General features: G+C 64.8%; 3 protein-coding genes. 2 read left to right on the top strand and 1 reads right to left on the bottom strand.

Translation table 11 applies throughout. The features are described 5' to 3' along the window. Nucleotides 1-30 precede the first annotated feature (30 nt). Nucleotides 31-1,254, bottom strand: a complete 1,224-nt coding sequence (locus tag LJ737_RS05625) for a Pycsar system effector family protein (protein ID WP_227763602.1) — start codon at nt 1,252-1,254, stop codon at nt 31-33. 228 nt (nt 1,255-1,482) lie between these two features. Between LJ737_RS05625 and LJ737_RS05630 the strand changes: the two genes are divergently transcribed. Continuing rightward, entirely contained in the window at nt 1,483-5,406 is a 3,924-nt protein-coding gene (locus LJ737_RS05630; protein WP_227763603.1) for a metallophosphoesterase, read from the top strand. Between the two features lie 585 nt (nt 5,407-5,991). Further along, nucleotides 5,992-14,748 carry a T9SS type A sorting domain-containing protein gene (locus LJ737_RS05635; RefSeq protein WP_227763604.1) on the top strand — a complete coding sequence of 2,919 codons (8,757 nt, stop codon included), beginning with the start codon at nt 5,992-5,994 and terminating at the stop codon, nt 14,746-14,748. Nucleotides 14,749-14,802: the final 54 nt, after the last annotated feature.

The raw sequence follows: 14,802 nt of genomic DNA on the forward strand, positions 1-14,802 counted from the left end.
ATTTCTCCTTTTACAACTTCACTACTTTCCCTAAGCCTTGTACAGCAGGACGATGATGAACGTCAGGGCCGTCAGGATGAGGCCGACCATGAAGATGGTGTAGCTCACGCGCAGCAGGCGGTACTTGCGCGACAACACTTCGCCGAGGTAGTAGATGTCGGTTATCATGTTGTTGTAGAGCAGTTCCCGGTTGCGCATCAGCTCGTGCATGCCGTCTTGGAAGTGGTCGAGGCTGAGCTTGGTGAAGTTGCCGAAGAACAGCAGGTTCACCCGGCGGTTGGTGGCAATCTGCGGGGAGCGGCGCAGCCACTTAAAAGCCGTCACGTCGGGCTGGGCCGAGAGAATGGCCGTCACCACCGAGCCCAGGGCCGTAGCCACCAGCAGGCCCATGGGCACGGCCAGCACCGGGTTTTTGGTGAAAGCCGGGCCCAGGGTGGAGGTTTTGGCGCCCAGGTAGGTGATGATGATGGAGAGCAGCACCGAGTTCAGGCTGATCATCATGTTGGCCTTCTGGTCGGCCATCTGCGAGAGGCGCTGGTGCTGGCTGTAGGTCGAGCGGAACATCGTCTCGACGCCGCGCTTGCCCTCGGCGAAGCCTTCGGCCTCCTCCTCTTTTTTCTTGGCTTTCTTCTCCTGTTTCTTCAGGGCCTTGCGCTGCTCCTTGATGTTGTCCTTGAGCTGGTCTTTGTAGCGCGCTTTGCCCGCGTCGCTCAGGTACTTGTGCTGCAGCAGAAAATCCAGCTGAAACTCGGCCCACTCGGGGTTGGAATACACTTTGCCCTGGGTGGCTTCCCACTCGGTGCGCAGCAGCTCGGCGTCGGCCAAGCAGTCCTCGCGGCCGAGGTTGCTCATGTCCGCGTCCACCAGCAGCTTCTGCATCTCCGTGTCGCGCGGTTCGTCGCGGTGGGTGGCCCGGATTAGGTCCTTGATGAGGGCAATGCGCTCGGCGGGGTAGTTTTTCTCAGTAAGCCACTGCTCGGCCAGCTCCATGCTGCGGTACTCGTGGCCGTCGTAGCGCTCGATGTAGCCCGTGTCGTGAAACCAGGCGGCCAGCATCAGCGCCTCCTGGTCGGCCGCGTCGAGCTTGGCGGCCTGGCCCAGGGCGGCGGCCTCTTTGGCCACGGTGTTGGTATGCTTGAAGGAGTGGTACACCAGCTGCCGGGGCAGCCGCTCGTCGAACAGTTGCTCGACGTAGGCTTTGGCTTGCTTGATGATTTCGGCCTTGGCCGGTTTCAGGGTCGGGGTAGGTTCCATTGAGAGAAGGGCGCAGGGCGGCGGCAGCGCCGCGCCAACGGCATTTCAACGCAAGTACGCCCGCCAGGTTTGGCCGCCCGCCACCAACCCCGTTACCGGGCGGTGCGTATCGGCGCCCAACGCCAAGCGGCCGGCCTGCGTATCGGGCAAGTGACGAGCCCGCCGCCCCTGGCGGCCGGCCCGCGCAGCCGCTCCTCTTACCGCACCTTCTCTCTCCAACTCTCGCTTATGAGCCGACTTCTCCTGACTAGCTTTCTACTGCTGGTCGGCAGCCTCGGGCCGTGGCTTACGGCCCACGCCCAGGGTACCAAAACCCAGACCGCTCACCCCGAACGCCCGAATTACCGCGGCATCGGCAAGGACTGGGAAAAAACCACCCCGCCCGACAGCTCCAAACTCACCTACACCGTCTTCCTCATCGGCGACGTGGGCAAGCCCGCCCTGCCCGAAGCCGGCGGCGAGCCGTCGTTGAACTTCCTGCGCCGCCAGATCATGAAGGAAGGCGAGCGGAGCACCACCATCTACCTGGGCGACAACATCTACGAATACGGCCTGCCGCCCACCGGCGCCCTGGACCGCAAGGTGTCGGAGCAGCGCCTGATCGAGCAGATCAACGTGCTGCGCAACTACAAGGGCGAGAAGTACATGATTCCGGGCAACCACGACTGGAAGCAGGGCCAGAAAGGCTCCCTCGACCAGGTTATCCGGGCCCAGAACTTCATCGAGGACTACATGAACAAGGACTCGGCCGCCTTCACGCGCACCGGGGCCTTTTACGTGCCGGCCAACGGCTGCCCCGGGCCCTACGAAATCCTGGTGCAGGACAACCTGGCCATCATTGCCATCAACTCGCAGTGGTTTTTGCAGACCTCCGAGCGGCCCTACGGCGCCAACAGCGGCTGCGGCGTGGCCAACGAGGCCGACTTCTTCACCCAGCTAGAGGATTTGATGGCCAAGCACCGCAACAAGAACGTGGTGGTCATTGCTCACCACCCCATCTTCTCCGACGGCATCCACGGCGGCTACTTCACCCTGGCCGACCACCTGTTCCCGCTCAGCATCGTCTACAAGTACGCCTTCATCCCGTTCCCGATTATCGGCTCGGTGTACCCGTTTGCGCGCAAGTACGGCGGCATTTCGCAGGACATTCCGCACCCCTTGTACCAGCAGTACAAGAAGGGCCTGATGGATATTTTTGCCAAGTACCCGAACACCATCTACGCCGCTGGCCACGAGCATAACCTGCAGTACTTCAAAGTCGGCGACCTGCACCAGATTGTGTCGGGCTCGGGCTGCAAAACCCAGCACGTACGCACCGGCCGCGACGGCGACGCCCTCTTCTCCGACAAGGAAAAAGGCTGGGCCCGCGTGAACTACTACAACAACGGCGAGGTGTGGCTGGAGTACTGGATTCCGAACGACCGCGGCGAGTCGGGCCGCATCGTGTACCGGCAGGCGCTGTACGCCAAGCAGGCCGTGGCCGGCGACGCGCCCACCGGCCCCGACCCGTTCAACGTGGACATCAAAGGCCGCCCCAACTACAAGGACTCGACGGTGACCGTGGCCGTGAACCCGCGCTACGCCCAGCGCAGCGGCTTCCACCAGGCCCTGTTCGGCAAGCACTACCGCGCCGAGTGGGCCACGCCGGTGAAATTCCCGGTGCTCGACCTGGCCACCGAGAAGGGCGGCTTGGAACCGTATAAAATCGGCGGGGGCAAGCAGACGGCTTCGCTGAAAGTGCGCAACGAGGAAGGCCGCAACTACACCATCCGCGGGCTCGACAAGGACCCCTCGGCCGTGCTGCCGGAGGCCCTGCGTGAGTCGGCCGCCAAGGACATTCTGCAGGACCAGATTTCGGCCCAGCACCCGTACGGCTCCGTGGTGTTGCCGCCGCTGGCCTCGCGCGCCGGCATCCTGCACACCAACCCCGAGCTGCGCTACATCCCGCGCGACCCGCTGCTGGGCCAGTACCTGGCCCGCTTCCAAGATACGCCCGCCGCGCTGGAGGAAGACGCCAAGGACGACCAGAGCAACGTGGCCTCGCTGAACTTCGCCACCAACCTGGTGGGTACCGACCGCGTGCTGGAGCGCATGCGCCAAGACAACGACAACCACATCAAAGGCAAGGCCTTCGTCCGCTCGCGCCTGTTCGATATGTGGATTGGCGACTGGGACCGGCACGAGGACCAGTGGCGCTGGGCCGAGAGCAAGAACGAGGACGGTGACCGGACCTTCACGGCCGTGCCCGAAGACCGCGACATTGCCTTCTTCAAGGGCGACGGGTTCTTCCCCTGGCTGGCCCGCCGCAAGTGGGCCGTGCGCAACTTCCAGAACTTCGGTGAGGACTACGCCGACTGGAAAGGCTTGAACCTGACCGCCCTGAGCAACGACCGCGTGTTTTTGGGCGAAATGTCGCGCAAGGACTGGGTGGAAACCGCCGAGGACATGAAGCGCCGCCTCACCGACGCGGCCATCGACTCGGCCCTGCGCACGCGCTGGCCCGAACAGATCTACAAGCTGCACGGCGCCGAAATTGCCGCCAAGCTCAAGAGCCGCCGCGACCTGCTGCCCCAACTGGCCAACGACTACTTCGAGCTGCTCAGCGAAAAAGTGGAAGTGAAGGGCAGCGAAAAGCAGGAACGCTTCGTGGTGGAGCGCCTGCCCGACAACAAAACCCGCGTGCTGGTGAAGAAGGTCAACAAGGAGGGCAAAACCACCAAGACCCTCTGGGACCAGACCTACAACGGCGACATCACCAAAGAAATCCGTCTCTACGGCTTTGCCGGCAACGATTCGTACCGCGTGCGCGGCTCGGAGCCCACCAGCATCCGCCTGCGCATCATCGGCGGCATCAACCGCGACACCATCGTGGACGAATCGACCAAGGGCGGCTCCTTCTTGCGGCCCCACTCGGTGCAGGTCTACGACGCGGATTCGGGCAATGTCATCGTGCCGGGCAAGGAAACCCGCCTGCGCCTGGCGCCGGGCAGCGAGGTGAGCGAGTACGACTACCCCTCGCGCACCAACAAGCGCGACTACAAGCTGCCCTACTTCGGCCCGGCCGTGTTCTTCGGCTACAACGTCGACGACGGCGTGTTCATCGGCGGCGGCGGCACGCTGCGCACCTACGGCTTCCGCCGCGAGCCGTTTGCCACCGAGCAGACGCTGGTGGCCAACTACGCCCCCTCGCGCCAGGCCTACAACGTGCGTTACACCGGCGTCTTCACCGACGTGCTCGGCAAGTACGACCTGCGCATCGACTCGCGCCTCTACGGCCCGCAGCTGCTCTACAACTACTTCGGCGCCGGCAACGACACGCGCAACGTGGCCCAGGCCGACGGCACCGGCAACCCGCTCGGCAACCGCGCCATCAACGACACCTACCGCATCCGCTTCTCGCGCTTCAACTTTTCGCCCACGCTGGAAACCGACGTGTTCAGCTTCCTGAAGTTCGGCATCGGGCCGCAGTACGACCAGTGGCGCATCGACCGGGCCCAGATCGGCCGCGAAATCCAGGCCGGCATCGACAACGGCTTTACCGGCGCGGCCACCGGCATCCGCGAGTCGGACTTCGGCATGAACCGCTACCTCGGCGGCCGGGCCTACCTGAACCTCGACGCCAGTTCCTCGCCCATCAACCCGCGCATCGGTCTGCGCTGGTACAACTCGGCCGAGTATAACTCGCAGCTCAACGGCGAGAAGCTCAAGTACGGCCGTCTGTCGTCGGAAGTGCGTTTCTACGTCTCGCCCAACTTCCCCTTCCAGCTCACCTGGGCGGGCCGCATCGGGGCTGCCCGCAACATCGGCGACTACCGCTTTTACCAAGCCAACACGCTGGGCGGTACCACCAACCTGCGCGGCTACCGCCGCACCCGCTACGCCGGCCGCAGCATGACCTACGCCAACGCCGAGGTGCGCGTGCAGCTTTTCACCTTCAACGCCTACCTGGTGCCCGGCAAGTTCGGCATCATGGGCCTGGCCGATGCCGGCCGCGTGTACAGCAGCTACGACATCGAGAAAGGCTTCGACGCCTACCACACCGGCCTGGGCGGTGGCATCTGGATCGACGTGCTCAAGCAGGCCGTCATCAACGCTACCTACTCGGTGGGGGAGGAGAGCTTGGTCAACGTCGGGTTCGACTTCCTGTTCTAGCGTTTCTTCCTGCGCGTATCAGCGGCAAAGGCCGTGGCTGTTCTAGCCACGGCCTTTGCTTTTTGCGGAATGAGCAGGCTGAACGTGCTCTGCTGCTGACTGGTCGAAATGATTTAATGGCATCGTCAATTTGGGAAAGGGTACTTACAAAGCGACGGATTTTACTTTGTATATAAAAAATATTATATTTTTAGCTTAGGCAATCCGATCAGTTTTTTGCTTCGTACGTAAGCAATTTGAGTTATTTGTATTAGAATTATTTCGATATAATTTGTATTTATAAAGCATAAAAACCTGCTGGATAGAGGTTTTGAGTAATTATCTTTGCCTGCCCAGTCAGGTGAGAACTGTCGGATTTATAGGAAGCTGCGCTGCGCAATAACCAGCAGTATAGAAAAATTCCCATTTAGGGAAGCGCACGTGTGGGCCTGCTACCGTTCAGCGAGAGGACCGAGTTATCCAGCCAGCAAAACCTGCTGTTGACCGAAAACCGCCAGACTCTGCCTGGGGCTCCAAATAGTTTTGTTGCTCCAAAGCTGTGAGAACAAGCTTTTAAGCGCTTTTCCATCCATCAATCATACCTTCATGAGAACAACCTTACGAGTAGCATTTCTGCTGCTGGGTTGGGTACTTTTAGCGACTGGGGCTTGGGCGCAACCTGCCCCCAAAGACCAGTCGGCGCAGATACTCAATCCCAACAGCGGCCGCGTGACGTTGGGTCTGCCCTTGGCAGTTAGCTCCGGGACGGTTACCTCCTACACCATCACCGGGCCCCTGCCCACCGCGGCGCAAGGCACGCTGTGGGTGAACGGGACCCAGGTAACGGCGGTACCGCGCACCGTAGCACTAGCCGATGCCGGTAGCATCCAATTCAACCCGGCAACCACCTTTTTTGGCACGTACTTTTTCAAGTACACCGCCACGGGTACCGGCGGCACCAGCACCGCGGCTTCGTACGGCATTTCCGTGGCGAAAACGGCCTGCAATGTTACTTCCCCGCTGAACCTGTTCGACCGCGCCAACGAAAGCTGGCAGGGGCCGACGTATCCCAGCATCACCGTTGGCGGAACGACCCTCACGGCTTCCGCCTTCACCCAGGCCACCAGCGCGAACGGCACCACGTCGCTCAGCGTTACCGACGACCTGACGATGCCCGGCAAGGCCCTGACCTGGTCGGCTGACTACAGCTCCGAAAGCACCACCGCCAATGCCTCTAGCATTACGCTGACCTTCAGCCGGCCGGTTAAGAACTTCTCCATGACGGTGGGCGACTTGGACGTCGGCTCCATCACCACCACCAACGGCTGGATTGACCAGCTCACGGTGAATGGCTACTCCACCACCGCTGCCACGACCCCCATCACGCTCACCAGCTCCGACTACGCCTTGGGCCCGAACGGGGACAACGTGTACAGCGGCAGCAACGTGTTTACCGGCACCGGGGAAAACGCCGCCACCAGCGACGACCTGGCCGGCGCCAACCTGATCATTACGTTTTCGCAGGCGGTTCAAAAAGTAGTACTGACGTACCGCAACACGACCACCGCAGCCAGCGGCAACGACCCGTCCAAGCAGGTGCTGACCATTCCGGCCATGAGCTGGTGCGCCGAGGCAGACGTGGTGACCACGCTGGCGGGGCCGGCCTCGCTGACGGCGGGCCAGGCGTCGGGCAACTACACCGTGACCTTCGACAACAACGGCCCGGACGATGCCTCGTCCGTGACGCGTACGGTGACGATTCCGGCCAACGTGGCTTCGGCGGTGACGCCGGTAAGCGGCGGCACGGTATCCGGCTCGCAAGCCGCGGGCTGGACGATTACCTACCCCGGCGGAACGATTCTTGCCAGCGCCGCGGCTTCCTCCTACACCTTCAACCTGACGCCGCTGCCCAACGTGAGCAGCATTACGGTCAGCAGCGCAACGTCGACCACGACCGACCAAGGAGCCAACACCGGAGCCGATGCGGCTTCGGTGGCGCTGAACGTTACGCAGATTGCGGACGTGACCACGACCCTGACGGGCCCGGGCAGCCTTTCGGCCGGCCTGCAGTCGGGCGACTACACGGCTACCTACACCAACAACGGCCCCTCGACGGCGGCCAGCACCACGCGCACGGTAACCATTCCGGCCAACACGGTTTCGGCCGTGTCGGCGCCCAGCGCCACGTCGGTGTCGGGCAGCCAGGCCACGGGCTGGACCATCACCTTCCCGGCCGGCAGCAACGTAGCGGCCGGCGCCAGCGGCGCGGTGAGCTACACCTTCAAGGTAACGCCCGGCCTGCTAACCAGCGGCACCAGCATCAACATCACCAGCGCCACCAGCACCACCACCAGCGAAGGCACCAACACCGCGCCCAACACCTCGGCGGTGAGCTACACGGTGGGCGCCGTGGCCGACGTGACCACGACCCTGACGGGCCCCGGTAGCCTCTTGGCCGGCGTGGTATCCGGCAACTACACGGCTACCTACACCAACAACGGCCCCTCTACGGCGGCCAGCACCACGCGCACGGTGACGATTCCGGCCAACACGGTTTCGGCCGTGTCGGCGCCCAGCGCCACGTCGGTGTCGGGCAGCCAGGCCACGGGCTGGACCATCACCTTCCCGGCCGGCAGCAACGTGGTTTCGGGTAACTCCGTGAGCTACAACTTTACCCTGACGCCGCTGGCCGTAACCAGTGTATCGGCGAGCAGCGCCACGAGCACCACGACCAGCCAGGGCCTGAACACGGCCGCTGACGCTTCGACGGTAACGCTGAACGTGACGCCGATTGCCGACGTGTACGCGCAGTTTACGACGCCCGCCACGACGTCGACCACGGCTACGGCCGGCACCACCGTCAACTACACGGTGCAGTTTGGCAACAACGGGCCGTCGTCGGCCGACGGCGTAACCCGCGTGGTAACCGTGCCGGCCGGCGTGCCGAGCGTATCGGCCACGGGCGCTACGGTCACTGGCTCGCAAGCCGCGGGCTGGACGATTACCTACCCCGGCGGCACGTTTGCCACCGGCACCTCGGCGAGCTACAACTTCAGCATCGTGGCCCCGGCCAGCGGCTCGCCCCAGCTGACGGCGTTGACCACGACCACGACCAGCCAGAACGGCGCGACCAGCAACGATTCGCAGACGCGGACGCTGAACGTGACGCCCATCGTGCTGAGCGGTAACATCTTCGACGACGTGAACTACGGCGGCGGCGCCGGCCGCGACTACGCCACGGCCAACTCGGCGGCTACGGCCTCGGGCTTCGCCAGCGGCGCCATCCTGCGCCCCAACGCCACCGTGGAACTCTACGACGCCAGCGGCAACTACGTGGCCTCGACCACCAGCAACGCCTCGGGCCAGTACTCCTTCAACGTGCCGGCGGCGGCGACTTACACGGTGCGCGTGGTGAACGGCACGGTGACGCCCGCTCGTACCCTGAACTCGGGCTTCACGGCTGCCAACACCTCGGCCGTGCAGACCTTCGTGAACGGCGACGTGAACCGCGTGGGCGGCGAAAACCCGACCCGCATCGACGCCGGCGCCAACACGACCTCGGCCACCCTGACCTCGCTGACGGCGGGCTCGGGTGCTACGGCTACCACGGCGCAATCCATCAAAGCGGTGACCGTGCCGGCCGCTGGCCTGACGGGCATTGACTTCGGCTTCAACTTCGACGTCGTGGTTAACACCAACGACGCCGGGCAAGGCTCGCTGCGCCAGTTCATCCAGAACAGCAACGCCCTGGCCAACACCAGCCTGGCCCAAGCCGGCCTGACGGCGGGCGTGGAAACCAGCCTCTTCATGATTTCGGACGGCGCGGTCCACAACGGCCTGCGCAGCGGCCTGACCAACCAACTGACCAACGGCGCGGCCACCATCACCCTGAGCACGGCGCTGACCACCATCACCGACGCCAGCACCGCGCTGAACGGCACGACGCAAACCAGCAACGTGAGCGACTCCAACGCCGCCGTTACGACGACCGGCAGCGAGTCGACCGGGCCGGAAGTGGTTATCAACTTCGGCGGCACCGACGGCTTCGCCACGACCGGCGCCAGCACCCGCGTCATCAGCCTGGGCTTCACCAACGCCAACACGAGCGGTGGTTCGGGCACGGCGGCGCTGCGCGTCGATGCCGGCGCTACCAACGCCATCATTCAGAACAACACGTTCTACGCGAACGGGGCCAACTTCCGCCTCAACAACGTGGGCGGGGCCACCGTGACCGGCAACATCTCGCGCAACGCCCTGGCCAGTAACTCGGATGGTATTGAGATGACGGCTTCGTCGAACAACACCATCACCGGCAACCAGTTCCTGAACAACGCCGGCTACGGCATCGACTTCATCAGCGGCCAGAGCAACGGCAACACCATTACGGGCAACGTGTTTGCCCGCAACGGCCAAAGCTCCAGCAACGGCCAGACGGCCGGCATCGGCCTGCGCGACGGCAGCTCGAACAACAACATCTCGGGCAACACCTTTACCGGCAACATCGGCGACGGTATTTCGGCCAACAACGGCAGCAACAACGTTTTCTCGCAAAACAGCTTCTCGGCCAACGGCAACCTGGGCATCGACCTGACGACGACTACCAACAACGACGGGGACGGCGTGACGCTGAATGACTCGGGCGACGCGGACGCCAACACGGCCGCCGCCAACGGCCTGATCAACTTCCCGATCATCAGCTCCTCGACCATCCGCAACGGCAACCTGATTGTGGAAGGCTTTGCCCGCCCGGGCGTGACGGTGGAGTTGTACGTGGCGGACCCCGACGCTACCGGCTTCGGCGAAGGCCAAACCTACTTCACCACCTTCGTGGAGGGCTCGTCGGCCGACACCAATACCGGCACCGGCACCTACTCGGGCCTGATCAACGGCCGCAACCAAGGCACCGACAACACGAACCGCTTCACGGTGAGCATCGCGCTGTCGTCGCTTTCCTCGGCCCTGCGCACGGCCCTGACGACCTCGGGTGCCCAGCTGACGGCCCTGAGCACGCTGAGCACGAACACCGGCGGCAACTACGGCACCTCGGAATTCTCGGGCAACTCGCCGGTGCTCAGCGCCCCGGTGGCCACTAACGACGCGGCCGTGACGGCTCCCGCCACGCCCGTGACGCTGACGGTGACCAGCAACGACCTGAACAGCATCGACGCGGCCACGGTGGCCCTGAACGGCCTAGCGGCCGGCAGCACCACGGCCGTAGCCGTGACGGGCGGTACGTTCCAGTTCCTGAGCAACGGCCAGGTGCAGTTCACGCCGACGGCGGGCTTCACCGGCATTGCCACGGTGCCCTACACGGTGAACAACACCTCGGGCGTGTCGTCCAACACCGCGTTCATCTCGGTGGAAGTGCGTACGCCCAGCATCGACCTCTCGACCACGATTTCGGCCCCGGCCAACAACACGGCCATTAACGCCGGCGCCGCCCTGACCTACACGGTGGTGGCTACCAACGGCACCGCCACGGCGGCCAGCACGGTGGTGGAAACCCTGCAGCTGCCGGCCGGCCTGACGACCAACGGCGGCACCGTGACCATCACGGGCGGGCAGAACTTCGCCGCGGCCAGCTACGACAACACGACCGGCGTGGTGACCATTCCGGTGGGTACGCTGGCGGCTAGCTCCTCGCAGACCTACAACGTGGCCGTATCGGCCATGCCCGGCACCGGCCCGGTAACGGCTACGGCCACCATCAGCGGCGCCGTGACGGAAACCAACACGGCCAACAACTCGGTGGCCACGACGGTGACCATCAACCCGCGCTACGACGTGGCCACAACCATCACGGGCCCGGCCACGGGCGTGGTGCGCGGCAACGAAATCACCTACACGGTGACGACCAGCAACCTGAGCACCACCGCGGGCTCGGCGTCGCCGGCGGCCAACGTGGTGCAGGTGGTGCAGCTGACGACCGGCCTGACGGGCGTCTTCGCCTCGAACGGCGGCACCTACAACTCGAACGACGGCAAAGTGACCTTCCCGGCCATCAGCTCGCTGCCGGTGGGCCAGACGGTGGTCAACAGCATCAGCTTCGCGGCTCCGGCGGCCAACTTCACCGTGCCTTCGGCCACGGTAACGGCCGGCGCCAGCAGCGACAACGCCGGTGACCTGAACTCGCCCTCGGTGGGCACGAACAACAACACGGCCTACCTGAACGGCCTGGGCAGCACGGCCACGGTGGCCACCAGCGCCCCGAGCGCCTCGCAGGTAAACGTGTACACCAGCATCAGCAGCTCGGCTACCAACGTGGCCCCGAATACCTCGGTGACGCTGACCGTGACGGCCAACAACGCCGGCCCGGCCACGGCTACCGCGGTGACGGAAACCCTGCAACTGCCGGCCGGCCTGGCGGGCGTGACGGTGAGCAACGGCGGCACCTACAACGCCACCACCGGCCTGGTGACCTTCACCTCGTTTGGCGACCTGGCCCCGGCCGGTAGCGCCTCGGCCACGGTGACCTTCACGGCGCCGGCCCAAGGCTTCGTGCTGGCCTCGGCCACGGTGATGACGGCGGCCACCGACCTGGTGCCGGCCGACAACCTGGCCCAGATCAAAGTGGAAGTGGCCCCGGTGGCCAACGTGGCCACCACGCTGGCCGGTCCGACCACGGTAGTGCCCGGCCAGACGGCCAGCTACACCGTGACGACCAGCAGCCTCGGGGAGGCTCCGGCCGTGGGCGTGGTGCAGACGGTGAGCCTGCCGGCCGGCCTGACGGGCGTGACGGTAAGCAACGGCGGCACCTACAACGCCACCACCGGCCTGGTGACCTTCAGCTTCGGCAGCCCGCTGAGCAAGGGCACCACCCAGACCAATTCCATCAGCTTTACCGTGCCCACCGGCGCTACGAACTACTCGGCCGTAGCCAACGTGAGCACCACCACGCCCGAAACGGTGCTGACCAACAACGCCGCCACGGTGGCCACGACGGTGCAGCAGACGGCGGACCTGGTAGAGAGCATCAGCGGCCCGAGCACGGCCGGCGTGGGCAGCGCGGTGACGTACACCACGACGACCACCAACAACGGTCCTTCGACGGCTACGTCGGTAGTGCCTACGCTGCAACTGCCGGCCGGCCTGAATGCGGGCGGTACGGTAATCGTGCCCGGCGGTAGCTACGACAACGCCTCGGGTCTGGTGACCTTCGGCACCGTAACGGCGCTGGCTAGCGGCGCGGCGGTGACCAACACGGCCACCTTCATCATGCCCGACGCGAGCAGCGTCAACGGCTTGGCCAAGGCCGGCGCGGCCTCGGCCGAAGCCAACCTCGACAACAACTTTGCCTCGGTAGTGACGACGGGGGCTACGCCGGGTACCGGCACGGCCAACCTGGGCACTACCATCGCCGCTTCGACGACGCAAACCAGCCCCAACGGGCAGGTGACCATTGCTACCGGCTTCACCAACGCGGTGGGTTCGGACCCGGCGGCCAACGTAGCGCTGGCGCTGCAATTGCCGGCCGGCCTGGGTACCGTGGTGGTAAGCGGCGGCACGGGCGGCAGCTACAACAACACGACCGGCTTGGTGACCTGGAATAGCCCCGGCACCCTGAACGGCAACGCGGCGCTGCCCGGCTACCAGGTGGTGTTCAACGCCCCGGCCAACCTGAGCTCGTTCACGGCTACGTCCTTCATTTCCTCGGCGACGACGCCGGAAAGCAACCTGACCAACAACGCCGCCAGCCTGACGGTGACGGTGGCCCCCTCGGCCGACGTGGCCACGGGCATTAGCGGCCCGAGCACCACGCAGCCCGGCGCCACGGTAACCTACGCCGTGACGACCCTGAACAACGGCGTGTCGGCGGCTTCGTCGACGCAAACGGTGCGCATCCCCGATACGGCCACCAACATCGTGGTGCCCGCCGGCAGCACGCAGTCGGCTGCTTCGGGCGGGTTCATCACCATCACCTTCCCGGCCATCAGCAACCAGCCGAGCGGCGCCGCGGGTGAAGTGACCAACTACGTGTCGTTTACGGCTCCGAGCACGGCTTACACGGTATCGGCGGCCCTGACGCCCGGCAACGCGGTCGGCGACGACGGCAGCAACAACACCGCCAGCGTGAGCACCTCGCTCAACCGCGCCCCGGTGGCCTACAACGTGGTGAATGCCCTGCAGACGCCCGAGGCCAACACGGCGGCTCCGCTGCTCATCTCGCCGCTGGTGGCTACCGATGCCGACAACAACACGCTGACCTACACGATTACCTCGCTGCCCGCTACGGCCGCCGGTATTCTGTACCTCGGCACCGGCACCGGCTCGCCCATCACCAACGGGCAGACGCTGACGGCCGCCCAGATCAGCACCCTGCGCTTCGACCCGGTGACCAACTTTGTCGGCAACGCCTTCTTCACCTACACGGCTACCGACAACGCCACCGCCCCGGCTACCTCGAACACGGCTATCTACACCATCGCCGTGGGCCAGGACGTCAACTCGGCCTACGTCAGCGCCCCGAACCGCGGGGGCTCGGCCAGCAACTACGCCAACGGCGACCTGATCGGCTACCTGATCGACGCCAACAGCTTCCGCTACACCAGCAGCGGCGCGCTCTACAACACGGCCGTCGCCAACGGCACGCTGATTTCGGGTGCCGACACCGGCGTGCGTTTGACCACGACCGACGCGGCGGGTACCTCGCTGCTCAGCAGCCTGGGCCTGGCCCTGAACACGACCACGGGCGAAATCCGGGTGACGGACCGCAACCTGCTGCGCGGCGGCAGCTACTCGCTGACAATCACCACGCTGGACGCCAACGGCGGCACCAACACCCAGCAGGTGAGCATCAGCATCGGCTTCGGCCCGCTGCCGGTGACGCTGGTTGAGTTTACGGCCAAAGCCCAAGGCGACGCGGCTCTGCTGACCTGGAAGACGGCCCAGGAGAAGAACAACGACCACTTCGACGTGGAGCGCTCCATCGACGGGCTGCACTTCGAGAAAGTGGGCCAAGTGAGCGGCCACGGCACCAGCACGGTGCAGCAGCAGTACAGCTTCACCGACGCCGGGGCTTCGCGCCTGGCGGGCAAGGTGTACTACCGCCTGCAGCAAGTGGATACCGACGGCACGACCACGGCTTCGGACGCCCGCGTGGTGAGCTTCGACAAAGCCGGCACCGTGGAGCTGACGTTGTTCCCGAACCCGGCTTCGGAAACGCTGAACATCCGCTTGGCCGGCGCCACCGAGGCCAGCCAGGTGACGGTGTACAGCGCAACCGGCGCGCTGGTGCTGCAAGGCAAACTGGCAGGCTCGCTCAGCACGGCTTTCGACGTGCGCACGCTGCCCGCCGGCACGTACCTAGTGAAGGTGCAGGCCGCCAACGGCCAGCCCTTGACCCGCCGCTTCGTGAAATACTAGGGTGGATGGAACCCGCGAACGGCAAAACGGCCGCTGCTCCGAAAGGGGCAGCGG

This window comes from Hymenobacter sp. 15J16-1T3B, assembly GCF_020711235.1.
Classification (GTDB): domain Bacteria; phylum Bacteroidota; class Bacteroidia; order Cytophagales; family Hymenobacteraceae; genus Solirubrum.

Bases quoted from the DNA above. Each gene is read 5' to 3' on its own strand.
- LJ737_RS05625 (WP_227763602.1), bottom strand. From the start codon at position 1,254: ATGGAACCTACCCCGACCCTGAAACCGGCCAAGGCCGAAATCATCAAG.
- LJ737_RS05630 (WP_227763603.1), top strand. From the start codon at position 1,483: ATGAGCCGACTTCTCCTGACTAGCTTTCTACTGCTGGTCGGCAGCCTC.
- LJ737_RS05635 (WP_227763604.1), top strand. From the start codon at position 5,992: ATGAGAACAACCTTACGAGTAGCATTTCTGCTGCTGGGTTGGGTACTT.